The organism is Candidatus Zixiibacteriota bacterium (assembly GCA_040756055.1).
GTDB lineage: Bacteria > Zixibacteria > MSB-5A5 > GN15 > FEB-12.
In genome coordinates this window covers 530,784-550,499 of sequence record JBFLZR010000002.1, presented here as the reverse complement: position 1 = coordinate 550,499, position 19,716 = coordinate 530,784, and the positions used below count along the sequence as shown (strand labels likewise).

Genomic DNA, 19,716 nt, shown 5'->3' with positions numbered 1-19,716 from the left:
TATCTCGCCATGACAAGGTGCTTAAAAAGTACGATAATGACCCCCCTCTTTTTTAACAAGGCCTTTCGCGGAATTACCTGAACAGGCCTGCTCGAGGAGGCGCCAAATGAACTAAGTTTAAATCTAATACAAGCTTAGGTGTTCCGCAAGGTAATTTGCCGATGTCGCATAAAACCAAACGCGCTTACCGGGCGACAGTTACGCCGGGCTTTGCCTCAGATGTTGCTTGAAATAAAATCCGTTTTAACGGATAATATATCTGGTCCGTCATTAGTGGGTAACAAGCGGTAACACCAAGCGAGAACCAAACAAGCGCAAAAATTGGGGGAACGATGAAGAACCCATCAATTCCGGCCCGCTACGTGGCCGTGCTTCTGATAATCATTTTTATATCAGTATTTTCAACCCCGGCCCGGTCGACAGATCCACCCGTTCAGTGGGGGGATCTCTTTTCAGGACCATACCCGGTCGGTTTCACGACTATCGAAAAATACGATTACTCGCGCGTTTTCCAGAGTAAGGTCGATTACGATGGTGACCCGCGCGAGGGGGAACGAGCAAGACCGGTGCAGGTATGCATTTGGTATCCGGCCGAACCCGCCGTGGAGTCAGCCCCGATGGTCTACGGCGAGTATGTTTTTCCCGCCCCCGATGACAGCCGGTTCTACGGATTGCTTTCTCAATTGCAGGGTCGCGAACTCGGCTACCTGATGGCGGCGGCCGGCAACCGGGCGGCGCCCGTGGCGGACGTGATGAATATGACGGTCGGCGCCGTCAAAAATGCCGCGCCTCAAGAAGGTGCCTTTCCGATCGTGATATATTTCGCCGACCTTCAGAGCGGATTCTCGGAAAATTCCGTGCTGTGTGAATATCTGGCGAGCCAGGGCTACATCGTTGCGGCTACCCACTCGGTCGGCACTCTCAGTCTGAATGCCGCTCTGACCGCCGGTGATCTGGAAACACAGGTGAGAGACCGTGAGTTTGCGCTGGCCCAGCTCCACGGTTACCCTAACGCCGATACTGACAGGCTGGCCGTGATTGGGTGCGGATGGGGGGGCGTTGAAGCTTTGATGATGCAGATGCGTAATTCTGATGTTGATGCAATCGTTACGCTCGACGGTGCGTATTTATACAAGGACAACGCTGAGCTGATAAAAGAAAACCCGTCTTTTGATTTTACCGGTGTGAAAGTACCGTCGCTGCAGATGTATCCGGGACTTCCGGACGCCATTGATCCATCCGTCTGCGAAGCAATGCCTTATTCCGAGAGGTATTTCGCGGCACTCAAAAGATTCACGCACCCGGATTTTACGCATTATCCGGCCCTGCTGCCGGATTCGGCGGCGGGCGAATCGGTGGACGACGGCCCTTCCTATGCAACTGTTTGTGAGTATGTCCTCGGCTTTTTGAACGCATATGTGAGCGGTGAGCAGACAGCTCTAGCGGCTCTCGACGCCGTGGTTTCTGAATACGCCGACAACTTGCTTGTTCAACATATGTTAGGGCAAAAACCTCCGCCAACGGAACTCGAGTTTGTCGATCTGATTCAGCAGGGGAAGATCGACCGGGCTATCGAAATATATCAGCAACTGAAGGCCGCCCGTCCGGGGGATGTCTTCTTCCAGGAAGCGACCATCAACGTGATGGCATACCGGATGCTGCAATCCAATCAGATCGAAGACGCGGTCAAGTTGTTCAAGCTCAATGCCGAGGCGTTTGAGAATTCCGCCAACGTGTGGGACAGCTATGCCGATGGATGTATCGCCAACGGTGACATTGAGACGGCTGCCATGTGCTACCGGAAAGTGCTGGAGGTTATACCGACAGATTCGGTCACCCCCGATGCTACCAAAGAGATCATTGTAAACAACGCCAGGCAGTTTCTCGAGAGCCAGGGTCAGTAGATATCAATAAGGAAATTTAAATACACTGGGAGAAAAAAATGCCTGAACGCAACTCAGACTTTAGCCGGCGTAAGTTTCTATCAACCGCCGCGACCGGTCTTGTTTCAGCGGGTGTGGTGAGCCTTTCGGCTCGAACGGGCCTGGCCCAGACGACTTCAGCGTCGGCCGACTCGAGTGCCGGCGGCCGGATTATCGAACGCGTGTTGGGCCGAACCGGCCTGAGAATGCCCGTTGTCTCGATGGGTGTGATGAACGCCGACAATCCGGAAATAGTACAGGCCTCATACGAACTCGGCATCCGCCATTTCGATACCGCCGCTTACTATCAGTTCGGGCGCAACGAACAGATGGTGGGTAGCGTGATCAAAAAGCTTGGCGTCAGAGACAAGGTAATCATCGGCACGAAAGTCATGGCGCAGGGACAACGCCAGGGGCTTCAGCCGAATGAATTAACGCAGAAGCTGATCACCGCCTGCGAGGCGAGCCTGGGGCGACTGGGAACGGATCGCGTTGAGATACTTTACATTCACGATGTAAGCGATGCTGAGACGGTAAAGAACCCCGGACTCATCGAAGGACTCACCCGACTGAAACAGCAGGGGAAAGTTGGCTGGGTTGGGGTGTCGACGCATACGAATATGGCGGATGTCATCAACGCGGTCGTCGATGGCGGCTTCTACGATGTTGTCTTGACCGCCATAAACTTCACTATGGCCGACGACACCGCCCTGCTGGAAGCAATCAAGAACGCCTCTCAAAAAGGCGTGGGTATAGTGGCTATGAAGACTCAAGCCGGCGGCGCCCGCTGGCCCAACCCGGCTTCGAGAAAAGACTACTCCGGCTCGACTATCGCCACCGCCGCCCTCAAATGGGTGATGCGCAATGAACACATTCATACGAGTATTCCCGGCTTCACCAGTTTCGAGCATATGCGCGAGGATTTTTCTGTCGCGCGCAATCTGGAATACACCGAACAGGAGAAGAAATTCCTTTCGGATAACAATGTGAGGATGAGCCTCGGCTATTGCCGCCAGTGCCGGAAGTGCCTGGCGAGTTGTCCCGGAGGTGTAGACATACCGACCCTGATGCGCGTACACATGTACGGCGCCCAGTATGGCAACTTTCACCACGCCCGGACTACCCTTGAGGAAATCTCTGATAACGTCGGACTGAATGTTTGCAGCAGTTGCTCACTGTGCAGCGCCGAATGCGCCAACACAGTTGATATTGCCCGGCGCATCGACGAGCTCAAAACCATGTACTGTTAGCAAGCCCGGGCATAGGGTCAGTGCCTGGCTAAGGAGGATGAATGTCGGGATCGAAGAGGACTATTTCCAGACGCGGATTTCTATCCGCGGCGGGCGGCTCCCTCCTCTCGGCAGGACTTCTCAATCTGAATCCCGCCATAACCCTGGCTGAGGGAGCTGATGATAAGGCCGACGGTTCCAGCAAAGAAATAATCTATCGCAAGCTCGGGCGCACTGATATTCACGTTCCCATCGTGTCCATTGGCGTGATGAATTCCGAGAATCCCGAGATCATACAGGCGTCCTATGAGATTGGTGTGCGTTACTTCAATCTCTCCGGGAACTATCAGCTCGGTCGTATCGAAACGGTTGCCGCCGGAGTGCTCAATAAACTGCAAGTGCGCGACAAGGTAATCATTGGCACGGGCAATGACGATGTCGAAGCGTTTGCCGGCCTGTCGGCATCAGAATGCAAAAGGAAAATTACTGCCGCGTGTGAGGCCAGTCTTAGCCGTCTCAAGACCGATTACATCGACATTTATTATGTCTGGGAGGGTCACGATCCCCGAAACACCCACAACCCGGCCATGCTTGAGGCGTTGGAGTACCTCAAGCAGCAACAAAAGATTCGCCATGCCGGCGTGTCTATGCACTCCAACATGGCTGAAGCGATCAATGCCGTAGCGGACGGGGGCTACTTTGATGTCGTTATGACAACGTTCAATTTCACGTTGTCCGATGATAGCAAGCTTCTCGCCGCGATAAAAAACGCCGCGGCAAAGGGAGTCGGCGTTATCGCCATGAAGATGATGGCGGGGGGAAGCCGCTGGCCCAACGAGTCATCGCGCCGTGACCATTCCAGCGCCGCGATAGCGACCGCGTGCATCAAGTGGGTTCTGCGCAACCCGGCTGTCAGTACAAGCGTGCCGGGTTTCATGAGTTATGAACACATGAGGCAGGATTTCTCTGTCGCCCGCGATCTGGAGTACACACCCGAGGAAGAACGGTTCCTCAGCGATAACAGTGTGAAGCTCGGCATGGGGTTCTGCCGGCAATGCAAAAGCTGTCTGGCCTACTGCCCGAAAAAAGTCGACATACCAACCCTGATGCGTGTTCACATGTATGCGGCCCAGTACGGCGATCTATATCGGGCCCGTGTGACTCTCGACAGCATCTCCTCAGGCAGTGATCTCAGAGTATGTAAAGATTGTTCCACCTGCCGGGCGATATGCGCAAACAGCGTCGAGATTGCTTCGCGGATCGACGAGCTGAAAGCTATTTACACGTAAGCCATATCGCTTTGACCCACAGGTCAATACTGACCAACAGGCTCGGAGAGTGAATTCAGCCAATCGGCGATCTCCGGCTCGTGACCTTGCGTGTAACCCACCACCCCGGCCAGCCATCCCGATTTCAAGCCGGCCACAATCACACCGTAGTAATTGTCTTGAAATCTCAGAGAATAGTCTGCATCAAAGGGAAGTGCCGGCAGGGCGATACCTGCCGTGTCCGAGGGCTTAAGCTGCTGGGTCCACTCAAGGTACTTCTGGCCCGATTTGTCCGGAGTCAAAAACAGAATGAGGGTGTCAGTGCCGAACAAATACGTTCGGCTGTAAACATCGGTAAGAAAACTCCGGCCGAGAAAGGACTCGGCGTACATCTTTTCAGTAGCCGCGACTCCGTCTGTTTTCGGGAAGAGGTCAAAAGTCTTGGGGATGTTGGTGGTCCCGAGCATCGTGTTGCCAAAATAATACGCCGTTCTCAAAATGGCCTCGCGGGTCTCATCGGAGTCCTCGTAAGCTATAACCATCAGCACATACACGCCCTTCACGGCAACGACATTGGTAGGCGAGGCGAAGCTCGCCGCCCCTGTACCAGCCGTGGCGACACCGTCGGGACGGAGTGTGGAGAACAGGCCGAAAGCGTTATCCTCCGAGTCGAATCTGTAGATGTCCACAACCATCTCTCTGCCGTTGGTCAAATAATCTGCCGTCGACACGTCGACGAAATCATAGGCGTGGTACAACTCCGCGCCGCCATCGATATACTCATACAGCGAGTCTCCGACGAAGGTTCTGATCTCGGAGTTTCTTTGCAGCCCGATGGAATCAACCTCGGCAACCAGATAATCGGCCGGACTGCCGTTATCAGCCGGCTCTTTGCCGCATCCCAAAAGAGCCGCCTGCACGGCTATCGTGCCAAGAACAAGAGTAAGAAGTCGTCGCAAGTTCATAAATATCATACTCCTCTGAATATCGCTTTGAGTTGTAACCGGCCGAGAGGCCGCCAATCGGGGTTGGTCCACCCGCGCCGGGTACCGGAATATACGACCGGTGGCCCGAGCGTGCAAATGAACAGTTTTTTTGTCAGGGAGAGCTATTTTCGAGACCGTAAATAAACCCTTGACAAAAATGCCCGTGTGGCCGATAATGATTATGTGCATATGCACATAACGAGAGAGGAGCCGCAAGTGGCCAGGCCGAAGAAGACCCGTTTTTGCCGCCGATACGATGCCGATCGGATTTATAAGCCCCGGGGGATACCGCTGGGGGAAATCCAAACCAGCGTGCTTTCGCTCGACCAATTCGAGGCCCTGCGCCTGTGCGATGTCGAGCAGCTCGACCAGTACCAGGCCGGACTTATCATGGGTGTATCCCGGGCGACAGTTCAGCGTCTGGTCCACAGCGGCCGCAAGAAAATAATCGAGGCGATCATCAACAACGATGCTATCGCCGTGAACTTAAGAGAAAGTGAGGGCTGTCATGTTGGCATGCATTCCCACCAACGGAAGCACCGGTCTGGACGACACCGTATCTGACCATTTTGGTTCGGCTCATTTTTTTACGCTTTATGACGACGCCACCGGCGAATTGAAAGTGCTTGAAAACCGCAACGCGCATCACAGCCACGGAACCTGTCATCCGATGGCTCAGCTGGCGAAATACAAGATCGACTGCGTGGTATGCTCCGGTATGGGCCGGCGAGCAATCGAGGCCCTGAACAGTGAAGGCATCAAGATCTATCACTGTGAAAGCACGCGTGTGCGCGACATCGTAGTGCAAATCAAAACGGGTGACCTCGAAGAAATTGATCCCGCTACTGCCTGTCACGGTCACGGACAGCGCGGCGGCTGCGCGCACCACGGCGGCAGGACATCGATCGTCGAGATTGAACAGCAGCGTCGGCGCGGTGGAGGCTTCGGCCAGGGGGGAGGACGAGGTCAGGGCGGACGCAACTGACATCAATGGCCTGAGCGGAGTCATCTAATTGCCGCGTACCGAGCGAAGGAAGTTAACCCTTTCAAGACCACGCTGAGCGGGTTCGAAATTGGGATTCATCTTTAAGGCGGCGTTGAAGTGTGCAGCAGCCTCATCCAGTTGACCCTTCTGAATGAGCGCGGTACCAAGATTCGAGTGGGCGTCGACAAAATTCGGGTCAAGTCTCAAGGCTTCCCTGAAGTGTTCTATGGCGCCGTCGGTTTCACTGCCCTTTGCCATCGCCAGCCCGAGATTATAGTGAGCGCGACCATCAGACGGGGTGATATCGATTGCTTTGATGAATTGCTCTCTGGCCAGATGGTTTTCCCCGCGAAGAGCCAGCGCGAAGCCGAGATTGGTGTACGCTTCACCGAGATGCGGTGTCAAACGAATTGCCTCTTCGAAACTGGCAATAGCCTCGCCCAGGCGATCCTGCCTGGTCAGTGCCACGCCTAGTTTGCGGTGTGCCTCGCCATCCGTCGGCCTCATGCCAATTGACTGACGATAACGCTCGACGGCTTTGTCGATATCTCCTTCTTCGTAGTACAGATCAGCGAGATACCGATTGGAAAGCGCCGGATTACCGACAATATCAATTTCTTTCTCAAGGGTCTCAATCTGGAAGAGGCGCAGATGGTGTTTAAGCTCTTCATCGATCAAATGAAGATAACTGGTTGAACGATTCGTTACATGCTGCCTGGCGATATCTAAATAGCGCTCCCGCTGCGACGGCGACAGAGCGGGCAAGTCTACCATTCGTGGGAAGGGGAGATTTACGGAAAGAGCATAAGCGGCGAAATCAATGCGGGCATCGATGTCGGAAGACACGCTGTCGGCGATCGCCTTCGTAAGTGCGCTTACCCGTCCCAGGGTCTTGATATTTCTGACGGTCGTTTGATGGTCGGTTTCATAAAGGAGTTTCGGTGCGCTGAATTCAAGCCGTGGGTGCGCGTCCGTGGTAATCTCGCCCGTTCCAAACAGGGTCACCAGGTCCTCCGAAAGAATCATGCGGTACAAAAGCCTCGGGTCGCGTAGATCCACGTTCTCAGATCGCTTCACGTACTTGAAATTGCGCATGGCCGTCTCAAGCGACAGGCGGCCGTTGCCGCGAAAGCCTACGAACAGGTAGTCCGGCCCTTCGCCCGAAGGCGCCGTGGAAACCAGAAGGGCGTTTGGAAACACATCGGCAAAGGTTCGTCCGACAAGGGCGAAAGACTCCCAATCCATCTGGTAGGAGTGGAAGAACTGCACGAAAATGCCGCCTTCATTGAGATTGTCGCAGGCGTATTGGAACATTTCCCTGGTGAACAAAGTGGCCAGACCCGCCAGCCAGGGATTGGAAGGTTCCGAAATTATAACATCGTACTTCCGGTCGCCCAATGCCAGGTGCGCCCGTCCGTCCTGTATTATCAGATGGGTGCGCGGGTCTTTCAATACGTTATTGTTCCAGGGCAGGAAAAAGTCGCTGGCGTCAATCACCTGGCTATTTATCTCAACGACATCCAGCCTCTCAATCGGGAAATTGAGCACCTCGCCGGCGGTGATACCACTCGCGAGCCCGAGCACCATCACATTGCGGGCGTTCGGGTGAAAAAGCATCGGAAGATTACCCAGCAACGTCTGCGTGCCCATGTCTCCGAGAGTTGAGGCGTCAACCTTACCGCTGTTGGCCATCGAATAGCAGGTATCGCCCATAGCGTAGTAATTTCTCAGAACCGTCGTGAATCCGCCAACACCGTCGCCATAGTATACCAGCCGTCCCTTGTTCATATCCGACATGATCTGCTCGCCGTGAAGAATCGTCTCGGGCCAACTGTAATACCTGACCGCGTTGGCGATCTCATCGACACTGTGGGCCCTGCTCAAAGACAGGGCGTGACGGTCCCACATCGGGTAGTAAAAGCACGCGGCGATACCGGCTGCCGCGGGAATGATTAGAAGCAGCCATTTAATCAAGCTCTCCCTGTTCTTTGCCAGCAGCCACGCCGTGACTATAAGAGACGTGCCCAGTTGAAAGGCGATCACACTGCTCAGGCTGGTTTCTTTACCAAGAAGGGGGATCAGGATGAAACCGGCGGCAAACGAGCCGCTTACGGCGCCGATGGTGTTGATAGCATAAGCTACCCCGATTGACCTCCCGACTCTGGTAATAGAGCGAGTAAATATTTTGCCGACCAGTGGGAAGGTGGCGCCAAGACAGATAGTGGGAAAAATCATTATTACAAAAAGCGCTGCTGCTTTGAGCGCGCTTCGCAATGCGAATTCATCCTTCGTGTAATATAGCAGTTTGGCAAAGAAGAGCTGGCTGTTACCTATCAACTGGCTGACACCGAGGGCGAAAACCGCCGCGGCGATTTGAGTGCCTATTAAGAGCATGGTTGGATTTTTGACCCTGTCGGCAAGACGGCCGAAAAGAATACTGCCCAGCGCCAATCCGAGTATGAATGTCACCAGCACTATCGTGAACGAATAGGTAGTGGAGCCGACCAGAAGGCCAAGGAGCTTTGTCCAGATAACTTCATAGGCCATCGCGCAGAAGCCCGATATGGCGAAAATTATCAGCGCCGCGCCGACAGCGCCGCGATGAACTGACGGTGCCGACTCTCGGGTAATCTCCGTTGCCGCCTTTTCACGCTCTCCCGCGCCGCCGACCGGCCTGGTACCCCCGGCGGCCCTGATGCAAAGAAGCCCTATCAGGGCATTTATGCCCACCGCCACCGCCAGTGTGCCCCAGATTCCAAGAGCGCTGATCAGCCAGAAGCCGCACACCAAAGCGCCAACCGCGGCGCCAATGGTGTTGAGCCCGTATAACCTCCCCGCGTTGGTGCCAAGGTGCGACAGGTGCGTGACGTAAAACCGGCAGAGAATTGGCAAGGTCGCTCCCATACAGGTCACCGGAACGATGAGCAGTAGGTCACAGCCGAGAAATGTCAGAAGATTGTAGAGCATGAAGTGCTCAAACAGATTGTTGTACAGAATCGAATAGAGTGGCTCAAACGCCATTAGAAGAAACGGGAAGACCAACGCATAGGCGGCGACGACAAGCTCCAGGACACCGTAGAGCCTCACCAGTCGCAGAGGATTCTCAATGCGGTCTATCCTTCCGCTCGCCAAATAGCTGCCCAGGCCGAGGCCTCCCATGAAGATTGTCAGGATAATCGCAACCGCGAACGGAGCGCCGCCGACTATTTTCACGATCATGCGCGTCCACAGGATCTCGTAAATCAGCCCGCTGACACCCGACAAAAAGAAACAGGTGGTAATCAGCAGTGATAAACGGCGTGCGATAATGCGCGTTGGACTCTGACTGTTCATGCTAATATTATTATGGTGAGCCTGCCCACCATGACAGCGTTCAAGCGATTCGTCGATAATCCACAGGGAAGATCCCCATTAAAAATAACCCGCGAACGGCGATTTCGCAAGTAGAAACAGGGTTCGGCATCCTCTGTGAATGTTTCGTCATGACAGCGAAAGAGGGGACAGGTTGATGCCTGTCCCCCCCGGGGCGCTCTCTACAGGTAGTGGCAAAGAGGCCAGGTAAACCTCACATTATCTGGTTTTCCCTGTAACAGAATCTGTCACCCTTCTCCCGAGGACAGATGATCTCCAGTTGGTAACCCTGAGCTGCCACTTTATCCGCAAAATTCTGGTAAACCCACTCACGTCCGCTCCCATGGGTGGGCACCATGACCTTTGGCTGGAGCTTATCCAACGTGTAGAATGTTGCCTCGGCCAGAGCAATGGTGTCTCCGGCATGACAGCCGGTAACGTTCACGAAGGCAAAGTCGACATTTTCGACTAATCCCGAAAGATAGTCTATTTCCGAGATAAACCCATCCCGCTGAGCTTCCCGCCACCCGGCATGATCCCCGGCGAAATAAATCTTCAGCCCATCGGTTTCAATCAGGAACCCAACCCCGGCGTCGTTGGCCCTGATAGTGTGAATCTCCATGCCGTCGGAACTCAGATGTTCTCGAGGTCCGATATACTCATACGGCTGACCGTTGTAACCCATCCTGGCGTCTTCGGGGAGAAGCTCCGCCTGGAAACCGAAATAGTAGGTAAGTTTCGGCAGGGTGCCGTACCAGTCGAAGATAGCGGAGTCATAATGGTCGCGATGAGTGTGCGACGTGAACACTTCGACATTCTGGTCGAGTATTTCCGACGGAACAATACATCCGTTGGCCAGCGACGGATCAGTGGGGAGCCCCCTCTGCCAGTAGTCGAATATGATAAAGTGATTGGCGGTCTTTACGGCCCACCCGCAGTGATCGAGATACCACAGCATGGCTCCTCCCGGCTGGACCTGCGCGGCGAGCGCAGCTGAGAGGTCATACCTATCGTTCAAATTGGATGCCGTGCCGCCGTTTGACTGAAGTAGCTGCGCAATCTGTTTATGTCCATATCTGCCGGCATAGTAAAGGGGAGTGTGGCCATCGTTATCCTTTACGTTTATATCGGTCGCCAGTTCGAGCATAACTTTGACAACGTCGAGATTCCCCTTGCACGCCGCCATGTGAAGCGCGGTGGCGCCGTAATGGTTGTCTTTTATATCGACACTCGCGCCCTTGTTAAGAAGCAGCCTGGCGATGTCGTCATCACCGCGAGTCACTGCCAGCATGAGCGGTGTATTACCGTCAGGATTGGCGATGTTCGGATCGGCGTTGTTATCGAGCAGGAAACTCACCACCTCAGGGTTACTGCGGTAAACCGCAATTACCAGAGGAGTCTCTTGATTGACTGTCTTGCAGTTGAGATCTGCTCCTTTGTCGACAAGAAGTCTCAAAGTGGCGACGGCACTGTCGGTTTCCAGCCGGTAGAGTTCCCAGACAACATTCAGGACGGGCGTGCCGCCTTCCGCGTCCGCGGCGTTTACATCGGCTCCCTTCGCAAGCAGATATTCCACCACTGATGGCCAGCCCCCTCCGGTGGCCGAGTGCAGGGGCGTCGAACCCTCGGTAGATTTTGCCAGCGGGTCCTGTGCCATGTCTACCAGTTTCTTTACCAACTCGAGATTACCGCCAAAAGCCGCATAGTGTAAGACGCCTTCGCCTTTGTTATTTTTGGAATCGATACTGGCACCGGACGTCAGCAATTTGTCCACCAACTCGATACTTCTACCATAGGCTGAGAAAAGCAGAGCATCGACACCGTCCTGATTTCTTGCGGTGATGTCGGCCCCGGCTTCAATCAGCATGAGCGCATTGGCGACACGGCCGCCCGCGCACGAGCTCAGCAGGGGAGTGAAGCCGTAGTTGTTGGCGGCGTTGAGATCCGCTTTTCTGGCGATAAGTAATCGGACCACTTCATCACGGCCATGGAAACCGGCTCCGTGCAATGCTGTGCTGTTGGAATTGGTTCGGGCGTTAATGTCAGCGCCGATATCGAGAAGATACGCCACAATGTCGGCGTTGCCCATATAGGCGGCACTCAGAAGAGGCGTCTTTCCGTCAGCCGCTCTGGCGCTGAGCAAACCGGCATCACCCTCGAGAAGGGACTTGACCCGTTCAAGATCGCCCATCTCGGCGGCGTCGTGAATCTCACCCGCGTAAGCTAAACCCATGAGAACAAACAAGAAAACGGTGAGCAGTGCGGTTTTTTTCATAATTTCTCCCTGGTTTATATGAGAATAGAGAACATACTTGCCTTATAGACGCTCACCCCGATGTCTTCTAACCAAGCGGCAGACACAGCGGGCGCAGAATCTGTGGCATTTAGGATTATGAAAGACTACCAGAGGGGTGGGGTTTTTGCGATGACGAAACGGCAGGCCTTGTCGGCCTGCCGTTGTCAGACTGTGACTGTCTATTTTTTGCCGACGATGGAAACGTATCTGTTCTCAACGGTCAGCTTGTTTTTGGCGAATTCGTTGATCTCATCGAGTGTTATCGCGTCGGCCGCGTCAATCAGCTCGAGTACGAAGCGGTAGTTGTATCCTGACCATTCGGATGTTGCCATGCTGGCGGCGCGACTGCTCTTGCGATCGATGCGGTAGATCAGATTGTTTTTCATATTGACCTTCGCATCGACGAGTTCCTGCTCGGCCAGTCCTTTCTCCGCAAGCAGATTCCACTCTCTATCCAGCGAGCTGAGCGCCTGCGCGACTTTGCTGGTGTCAGTCCCGATAGCAGCCCGAAACATGGCGCCGTATTTGTCAAAGGCATACTGAGTGTAAACGGCGTAGGCCAGTTTTTCCTTCTGACGAAGATACCAAAGCCGCGAGCCGACATTGTTGCCCATCACCTCGTTCAGCAGCGTAATGTAAGCGGCCTCCTTCAGGCTCAGATGAGGCAGCGCAAAACCCATGTAAATGAAAGACTGATTACGCTCGAACGAAATGAAACCTTCTTTGTTTTCCTGAAGCTTCAGCGATGGTTCGATTTTCGAGTCGATATCGGGTTCAATTCCGCCCAGCCGGTTGTCAACCAGCGCCGGGATGCGCTGCGGCGACAGATTCGTGGCTATCGAGAATATGATATTGTTGCCTCCAATTAAGGCTCGATAATGCTCTTTGATATCCTCGATATGGATATTCTCGATTGATTCAACCGTTCCCAGCGCCGGCAGGCCATAACCCTCGTTGCCGTACATGGTCGCGAAGAACAGCTTGCTGCAGGCCTGGGCCTGGTTATCGCCCTCGGCCTTTATGTTTCCTTCGACCTGCAGTTTCAGCTTGGTCAACTCAGCTTCGGGGAAGGTCGGCGAGGTAATCGAACGGGCGATAATGTCGAACACTTCCTCGAGATTTTCCGAGAGGCAGACGAATGAAATGTAACTGTAGTCCCTCGAACAGTCGACACTGACATTGGCGCCGAGAAAATCCAGCCGTTCGGTTATCTCGGAGGCCGACATCTCGGTGTTGCCCTTGAGAAGCATGTTGGTCATCAGATTGGTGATGCCGTTGTTTTCTGCGGTCTCCGTAAGCACGCCGCCACCGATCTGAACCCGGGCCGCGGTCAGCGATGTGGTTTCGTCGTAATTGACAAGTATGGTGATGCCGTTATCGAGAACCGCTTTGCCGTAGTTGTCGGCTCCCATCTCTATCTGGCCGGCCCTGTGTCCGCACCCGACGAGAACAATCGCTACAAGAACCGCCATTACCGTGTAAGTTGCTGTCTTCTTCATTTGGGCACCACCGTCGTTTTGACATATGAGTCGGTGTTAAGATACTTCTGAGCCGCCGCGTTGAGTTCGGCCAGCGTCACTTTCTCAATATTGTCAGGGTAGGCTGTCACGAATTCGTGGCTGTACATGGCGTCGTACTGCGTGTACTTGTCCGCGAGATCAAGACCGCGCTCCAGCGAGGTGTAGTGACTGGTCTTGATATAGTTCTTGGCTTTCTGAAGCTCCTGCTCGGTGAAGCCGTTTTCGCGCACCTCGTTGAGTACTTCGTTGATCGTTTCTTCGACCGATGCCAGGTTCGATGGATCCAGGGTGGCGAAGGAAAACAGCATGCCTTCATACTTGCTGGTATAGAACGAGAAGCCCACGCTGTAAACCAGACCGAGCTCATCTTTCAGTTTCTTGAAAAGGCGACTCGATTCGCCGGTCCCCAGAAGGGCCGCCATGATGTCGCAGGTGAACTGGTCGGAACTTGCTATATCCGGACCGATTGTGCTCATCATCAGGTAAGCCTGTCCGACATCCTTTTTGATTTCCTGAGCGACCACCTCGCCTCTCTTCGGAGGTTCGGCATAATTATCCTTCGGCACCGTTCCCTCCGGGAAACCGCCGAAATACTGTTTCACCAACTCCGTCGTCGACTCAGGAGCGACATCACCCACTATGACCATCGTCATATTGTTGGGCGCGTAGTAGCGCTTGTAGTAGGCGTAAATGGAATCGCGCGGAATGCTGCTTACGTTTTCTTTCGTGCCCAGCACGTTCTTCGAGTAAGGATGTTTGCCGTAAAGCGCCGACAAAGATGACCGGTAGGCTGTTGAGAAGGGCCTGTCTTCGGAAATATTTATTTCCTCCAAAATGGCCTGCCGTTCCTTATCCATCTCGGCGGCCGGGAAATTGGAGCGGAAGAGCATGTCGGCGTGAATCTTCAGCGCGAAATCGAGATTTTCGCCGGGAAGAGAGATCACGAAATCGGTCCAATCCGATGAAGTGTAGCCGTTGAAATAAGCGCCGTGACTCTTCATCGCGTCGCCAAGCTCCTCACCGGTCATCTCTTGGGTGCCGCGAAAGAGTATCAGGTGCTCGAGGAAATGCGTGGCGCCGTCAAAATATTCCGACTCGTTCTTGGCGCCGACTCTGATGGTTGTTGAGATATTGACCTGCGGAACCTGATGGTTCTCCAAAATCATGACTTTTAGACCGTTGTCAAGATGTTGAATGTGCCAGTCGGCCGAGAGGGCCGCGAGCGGCAAAAACAACACCAGACAGCAAATCAGGACCACTACTCGCATTCAGAAACTCCTATCTTTGCGTTTCTCACAGATTGCTGCTGACATTATTCGATTATGAAACCGATTCGCCTGTCACTACGCAAGCGTTTTAGTTTATGACGCAATTTCTCTGATATACGTTCAGAGGGAGTATTTGTTGCGGCGCCTTGAGTTTGGCCGAAGGCGGGCCGACACCCGTGGTAGAGCGGCCATCGCTACGGTTTATTTGGAATCTGATGGCAGTTGACGCAAATTACACAAATTCCACCGTCTCTTTTTCCTTGAGTAGAATCACGCCGAGAAGTACCGATGAAACCGGTACCAGAAGCAGCGACAGCGGTGAGAGAATGACGGTTATTTCAAAAACCCCGGCGGCCACGGTTATCACCGCAAAAGCGATAATGAGGTCGTTGAGCTCACTTTTTGCCCTGAAGAGCCTGACGGCGACCAGGATATCAACGATACCAATAATGATCATGGCCAGCGCGAAGAATGACACCAGCACTATGGTGAGCAAAATCTCCGGGACCGGCGACATGACTACCGTAAGACCGGTAATCATCGTGCCTACCACCTGAAAAATGATGGCCCACCAGATCGAGACAGTAATCAGAAAATCTATGCCGCGATAATTGTAGCGTTCATTTAGAAGCTTTCTGAAAACAACGAGCACATACACGATCGCTATGGTCGCCATAATGCCGAGTATGTCACTAATGCCCCACTGAAGATGAGCCTCACGGTGGCGGGCCATGCTGATTCCATACTCCAAAAAACCCAACCCTATTGACAGCGGAAAGAGGATAGCGTGCACGATAGCCAGCCATCCGGCGGTTGAGTATTGGTTTTCATCCATCGCAAATTCTCCTTAGTGAATAGATGCTGCTGATCGCCCGGTCAGGTCTGAGAGATCATACGAACTCGGGGATGTATTCTACGATATCGCCGGGCTGGCACTCCAGTTCTTTACAAATTGCCTCAAGGGTGCTGAATCTCACACCCTTGACCTTACCGGTTTTCAGAAGCGACAGGTTGGTCATTGAAATCCCGATTCTGGCACTCAACTCGGTCAGTGACATTTTTCGTCTTGCCAACATGACATCCAAGTTTATCTGAATAGGCATGCCTCAATAAATGGCCAGTATTTATGCTTGTCAAGGATTTTTTTATGTAAAACATAAAAAATATTACCCTATAGATAATGTGCGGCCTCTCGCAGGGGGCGCAGCCATCACTGCCCGGGCCAACTCATTGTTTAACAGACAGTTGCGAAACCATCAGAGGGTCGATACCGATGTTTCTCTTAAGCGGATATTCTGGCCTGATGTAAGGAGGTTGTCTGGGGAACTTATTAATATTGCAAACCGTTGTTTATATCTGTGGACTTTATTGGTTACAACCTGTATAATTCACCATCAATTTATGGTTTCCGTACACGCTTTTATCAAGGCTTTGTTCATTAGGTCAAATCTAAGAGAAAGCTGAAGTTGGGGACCGACGCGCAATAGTGCGCAAGAACGGGTTTATTTCGACTGACGCAGTCCGCAGGGACGAGCATGGAGGTTGGGGTAGACATTTTTGGAGTGTAGAATGAATATCTACATCGGCAACCTGTCGTTCGATACGACAGAAGAGCAGTTACGTCAGGCCTTCGAAGGCTATGGCGAAGTATCAAGCGTGAACATTATCAAGGACAAATATACCGGCGAACCGAGAGGCTTTGCTTTCGTAGAGATGTCCAGCAAGGACGCAGCGACGTCGGCTATCAATGGCCTCAATGGTCAGGATATGAACGGCCGCACGCTCAACGTCAACGAAGCTCGTCCGCGCGCCGACAAAGGCCCGCGTAGCGGCGGTGGCGGTGGCGGTCGTGGCGGAAGCCGCGGCGGCAACCGCGGTGGCTGGTAATCGCCAAAGCTCATCAAAAAAGAGACCGGTATCCCCGGTCTCTTTTTTTTTCAACTGATTCCCGCAAAATCACTTTTTCCATAGCGGAAACCATCGGGGTACCTCGCCCCGGTACTTGCGGTACTCATCGCCGAACTTCTCGATCAGCAGCCGCTCTTCATAGCTCGCAATGTAGCTGTAAAACACTATTGCCAACAGAAGTACTACCGCCGAGGCGATTGAAAAGGTAATCACCGTCAGCCCGAGATAAAAAAGCAGCGATCCGAGATAGACCGGGTGCCGCACCCGCCCGAAGATGCCCTCCCGGATAACGCCCGTGTGGACCCGTGTGTCATCGAAGACAATGCTCAGTCCGGATTTCGCGATGTAGCCGGAGAGAATCAGGATGAGTGCTCCCGCCGTGATGCGCCCGTAGACAGGGACCCACCGCGCAAGGAAATCGGTATAATGCCGGATAAAAGAATCACCTATCCACACTACGAGGAAAACGACCAGCAACAAGACCTGACCGGCATCGCCGAATTCGTGTTCACCGGCCAGGTCATCCCGGTCGTGATGAGCCTTGCGTTCAAGCATAATTCAACCTCCGGATTCCCCGAATTGGCCCATATTCCACAACCTCGTCAGCTTCTGAGCGTGTGAAGAAATCTCGAACGCAGGGTATCACTCATCAGCGATTTCTTCACCGGCGGAAGTTTCAGAAAGCCACCTACGACCCCGCGCAAGAACTTGTGGGAAAATCGATCCGGCTCATCGAAAAACAGGTTCTGCAGTGTCCCTCTTTCGAGACACTGTAGAATCACTCTTTCGAAAGTATCCTCGGGGTGCAGGACCCTCTGTTCGCGTTTCACCAGCTTGAGCGCGCCGCTGCTGCAGGTCAGTGCGCAGACGCCGCATCCCATGCAGACCGATTCATCGATTTTCGGGGAGGAATCGACGCCGTTCGTTATGGCGTTTATCGGACAACCCTCCACGCAGTCACCGCACTCGATACAGGTATCTTCATCGCAACGGGCGATAAAAGAAGAGGTCACGACCGCATTGGGATATCCGAATTGACTTATTCCCAGGAGCACGTTGCAGCAGCACCCGCAGCAATGACAGATAAACGACACATTGCTTTTGGTGTTATCCGCGCACAGAACCAGCTTCATCTCCTTCGAACGAGCCAGGTTCTCTTTCATCTCCGTTTTCGAAACCTCGCGCGCGAAACCGTGACGTACCATGTATTCGATTGTCGGGCCAAGTGTCGAACAGGTCTCCAGAGGGGCCTCGCATTTTTTCTGCCCGGCGTGGAGCTTCTCGTGCCGGCACGAGCAGATACCGATCGCGAACTTATCCTGGCTGTCGATTATAGCCGAGGCTTTCTCATAATCGAGCACCTCAACATAGTCCGAATCATCTATGCTGTCTTCGTAAGGAAGGGCCCGGAGAGGTCCGACCTGCTGGCCGCGACCAAAGTTTGCGGCCATGAACTTGCCGCCATCCTGTAAGTAATCGTTAAAAAGCCCGGCCCATTCCTTATAATCCAGCTCGCCGCGAGTACGCATCATGGTAAACTCGAATATCCCCACTACCAAAGGCGAGATAATGTAACGGTAGCTCCCGTTCATCCAGATATCCATTACCAGCCCTTTTTCGGTCAGATTGTCAAGGAGGTTTCGCAGTCTGCCCGGTTCGTATTTGGTCACCCGTTGAATCTTGTCGAAATCCGATATCCCGTAAGGCATCTTTACGACCAGCTGCACTTCCTCCTGCGTATAAAGCTCCTTGAGGATATTGTAAAGTTTATCACTCCAGGGGGCGCGAAGAGTCAGGCCGTCGATTTTCCGACCCAGCTTGCGATATAGATCTTTACCTGCCATATGTCCCATGGCATCGCTCCTTGCCTTCTTGCTCCCGTCATTTCGGGATGTCCGTTTGTTGCTGAGTGTGACGAGATTGTGATTTATCGTTTGGCCATGGCCCGTTTTCGCAAAGGGGCGGGCATCTTTTTAATCGCGTATCGTAACGCCGCGCGGGGCATGACCGCCTTATCCTTCATGACACAATTAAATACGTCGCTTCGACGAAATCCAGATACTATTTTCGAATTCTTGCCCCGACCTCTTTGGAGCCATAGCTTCAGCACCGCTATATATACTAAGCGGGGTCTGTTTTCAACGGACTCGAATGATTATTAGCTGGCGTGGTGATGCCCGGTGTGCTATTGTTTTGAGAGAATAAGATTAGCAAGGGAGGCTATTATGTTGGTTCGCTCAGTACTACTATCGATAGGTTTGATTCTGGCGGCTGCATCGCTAAGCGCCCGGGTGAAGTGGGAGATGGATTTCGAGACGGCGTACGTAATGCCGGGCTACAACGATGTTCGCATACCCGGCAACACGGGAACCGAATTTTCGCTCTCGAAAGACCTTGATGCTCAGAGCCGTTTTGTCGGACGAATCCGTCTGACCTACTACGCCGGCGAGAAACACAGTCTTTCCGTGTTGGCAGCCCCGCTTCGAATCGACTCCGAAGGTAACATCGACCGAACGATACAGTTCGCGGGCGAAGAATTCGCGGCCGGCAGCTTCATCGACTCGCGCTACAGATTCGACTCCTATCGTCTCACCTACAGATACGATTTCCGCCGGAATTCCCGGTTGAATCTCGGAATCGGCGTGACCGCCAAGATCCGCGACGCCGCTATAACGCTGTGGGGTGATGGCAAAGTCGGTGAAAAGACCAACGTTGGTTTCGTCCCGCTCATAAATTTCAAAACTGACTGGCAAATCGGTGAAAAGACCAGCCTTTTGCTCGAAGGTGACGCTCTGGCCGCGCCGCAGGGGAGAGCCGAGGATGTTCTTTTCGCCCTGTATGTGAAACCTTCAGAGAAAGCCCACTTCAAAATTGGTTACCGGGTACTCGAAGGCGGCGCCGACAACGACGAAGTTTACAATTTCGCGTTGTTTCACTATCTGACGATTGGTACGGTGTGGAGGTTTTAGGACGGGTGTCGGCC

At 53.4% G+C, this 19,716-nt stretch carries 16 protein-coding genes; 7 read left to right on the top strand and 9 right to left on the bottom strand.

Annotated elements, in window-relative coordinates:
* Positions 1 to 332: 332 nt before the first annotated feature.
* The 3 genes from AB1483_05685 to AB1483_05675 are packed head-to-tail and all read left to right on the top strand — an operon-like array spanning position 333 to position 4,440.
* On the top strand, positions 333 to 1,904 hold the full coding sequence (locus AB1483_05685; GenBank protein ID MEW6411950.1) for a hypothetical protein: 1,572 nt from the start codon (positions 333 to 335) through the stop codon (positions 1,902 to 1,904).
* 38 nt (positions 1,905 to 1,942) lie between these two features.
* Positions 1,943 to 3,172, top strand: a complete 1,230-nt coding sequence (locus tag AB1483_05680) for an aldo/keto reductase (protein ID MEW6411949.1) — start codon at positions 1,943 to 1,945, stop codon at positions 3,170 to 3,172.
* Between the two features lie 41 nt (positions 3,173 to 3,213).
* Complete coding sequence (locus tag AB1483_05675) at positions 3,214 to 4,440, top strand: aldo/keto reductase (protein MEW6411948.1); 1,227 nt, start codon at positions 3,214 to 3,216, stop codon at positions 4,438 to 4,440.
* Positions 4,441 to 4,463: 23 nt separating this feature from the next.
* On the opposite strand, the gene AB1483_05670 is transcribed toward AB1483_05675, so the two are convergent.
* A complete protein-coding gene (locus AB1483_05670) occupies positions 4,464 to 5,384 on the bottom strand; it encodes a DUF6599 family protein (GenBank protein ID MEW6411947.1) in 921 nt (306 codons plus the stop codon).
* A gap of 237 nt (positions 5,385 to 5,621) precedes the next feature.
* Here AB1483_05670 and AB1483_05665 point away from each other — a divergent pair, with 237 nt between their 5' ends.
* Together AB1483_05665 and AB1483_05660 are read left to right on the top strand one after the other, a co-directional pair.
* The gene (locus AB1483_05665; protein ID MEW6411946.1) at positions 5,622 to 5,969 is read left to right on the top strand and encodes a DUF134 domain-containing protein; all 348 of its coding nucleotides are present in this window, start codon (positions 5,622 to 5,624) and stop codon (positions 5,967 to 5,969) included.
* Entirely contained in the window at positions 5,914 to 6,390 is a 477-nt protein-coding gene (locus tag AB1483_05660) for a NifB/NifX family molybdenum-iron cluster-binding protein (protein MEW6411945.1), read from the top strand. The genes AB1483_05665 and AB1483_05660 overlap by 56 nt, the downstream gene beginning before the upstream one ends.
* A 24-nt stretch (positions 6,391 to 6,414) precedes the next feature.
* Here the strand turns inward: AB1483_05660 and AB1483_05655 are convergent, their stop codons facing one another.
* The 6 genes from AB1483_05655 to AB1483_05630 all read right to left on the bottom strand — a co-directional run bounded on the left by AB1483_05655 (position 6,415) and on the right by AB1483_05630 (position 15,928).
* A complete protein-coding gene (locus AB1483_05655) occupies positions 6,415 to 9,723 on the bottom strand; it encodes a fused MFS/spermidine synthase (protein ID MEW6411944.1) in 3,309 nt (1,102 codons plus the stop codon).
* A gap of 232 nt (positions 9,724 to 9,955) precedes the next feature.
* Positions 9,956 to 12,016, bottom strand: a complete 2,061-nt coding sequence (locus AB1483_05650; GenBank protein MEW6411943.1) for an ankyrin repeat domain-containing protein — start codon at positions 12,014 to 12,016, stop codon at positions 9,956 to 9,958.
* 200 nt (positions 12,017 to 12,216) lie between these two features.
* The gene (locus AB1483_05645; GenBank protein MEW6411942.1) at positions 12,217 to 13,536 is read right to left on the bottom strand and encodes a pitrilysin family protein; all 1,320 of its coding nucleotides are present in this window, start codon (positions 13,534 to 13,536) and stop codon (positions 12,217 to 12,219) included.
* The gene (locus AB1483_05640; protein MEW6411941.1) at positions 13,533 to 14,825 is read right to left on the bottom strand and encodes a pitrilysin family protein; all 1,293 of its coding nucleotides are present in this window, start codon (positions 14,823 to 14,825) and stop codon (positions 13,533 to 13,535) included. Before AB1483_05640 ends, AB1483_05645 begins: the two co-directional genes overlap by 4 nt.
* A 232-nt stretch (positions 14,826 to 15,057) precedes the next feature.
* Entirely contained in the window at positions 15,058 to 15,660 is a 603-nt protein-coding gene (locus tag AB1483_05635) for a hypothetical protein (GenBank protein ID MEW6411940.1), read from the bottom strand.
* 55 nt (positions 15,661 to 15,715) lie between these two features.
* Positions 15,716 to 15,928 (bottom strand): helix-turn-helix transcriptional regulator, encoded by a 213-nt coding sequence (locus tag AB1483_05630; GenBank protein ID MEW6411939.1) that lies wholly within the window; start codon positions 15,926 to 15,928, stop codon positions 15,716 to 15,718.
* 466 nt (positions 15,929 to 16,394) lie between these two features.
* Between AB1483_05630 and AB1483_05625 the strand changes: the two genes are divergently transcribed.
* Positions 16,395 to 16,712: an RNA-binding protein gene (locus AB1483_05625; GenBank protein MEW6411938.1), complete on the top strand. Its 318-nt coding sequence runs from the start codon at positions 16,395 to 16,397 to the stop codon at positions 16,710 to 16,712.
* 69 nt (positions 16,713 to 16,781) lie between these two features.
* Here AB1483_05625 and AB1483_05620 read toward each other — a convergent pair whose 3' ends face one another.
* The gene (locus tag AB1483_05620; protein ID MEW6411937.1) at positions 16,782 to 17,288 is read right to left on the bottom strand and encodes an isoprenylcysteine carboxylmethyltransferase family protein; all 507 of its coding nucleotides are present in this window, start codon (positions 17,286 to 17,288) and stop codon (positions 16,782 to 16,784) included.
* Positions 17,289 to 17,335: 47 nt separating this feature from the next.
* Positions 17,336 to 18,586 carry a 4Fe-4S binding protein gene (locus AB1483_05615; protein MEW6411936.1) on the bottom strand — a complete coding sequence of 417 codons (1,251 nt, stop codon included), beginning with the start codon at positions 18,584 to 18,586 and terminating at the stop codon, positions 17,336 to 17,338.
* A gap of 372 nt (positions 18,587 to 18,958) precedes the next feature.
* On the opposite strand from AB1483_05615, the gene AB1483_05610 reads away from it, so the two are divergent.
* On the top strand, positions 18,959 to 19,702 hold the full coding sequence (locus tag AB1483_05610; protein ID MEW6411935.1) for a hypothetical protein: 744 nt from the start codon (positions 18,959 to 18,961) through the stop codon (positions 19,700 to 19,702).
* Positions 19,703 to 19,716 lie beyond the last annotated feature (14 nt).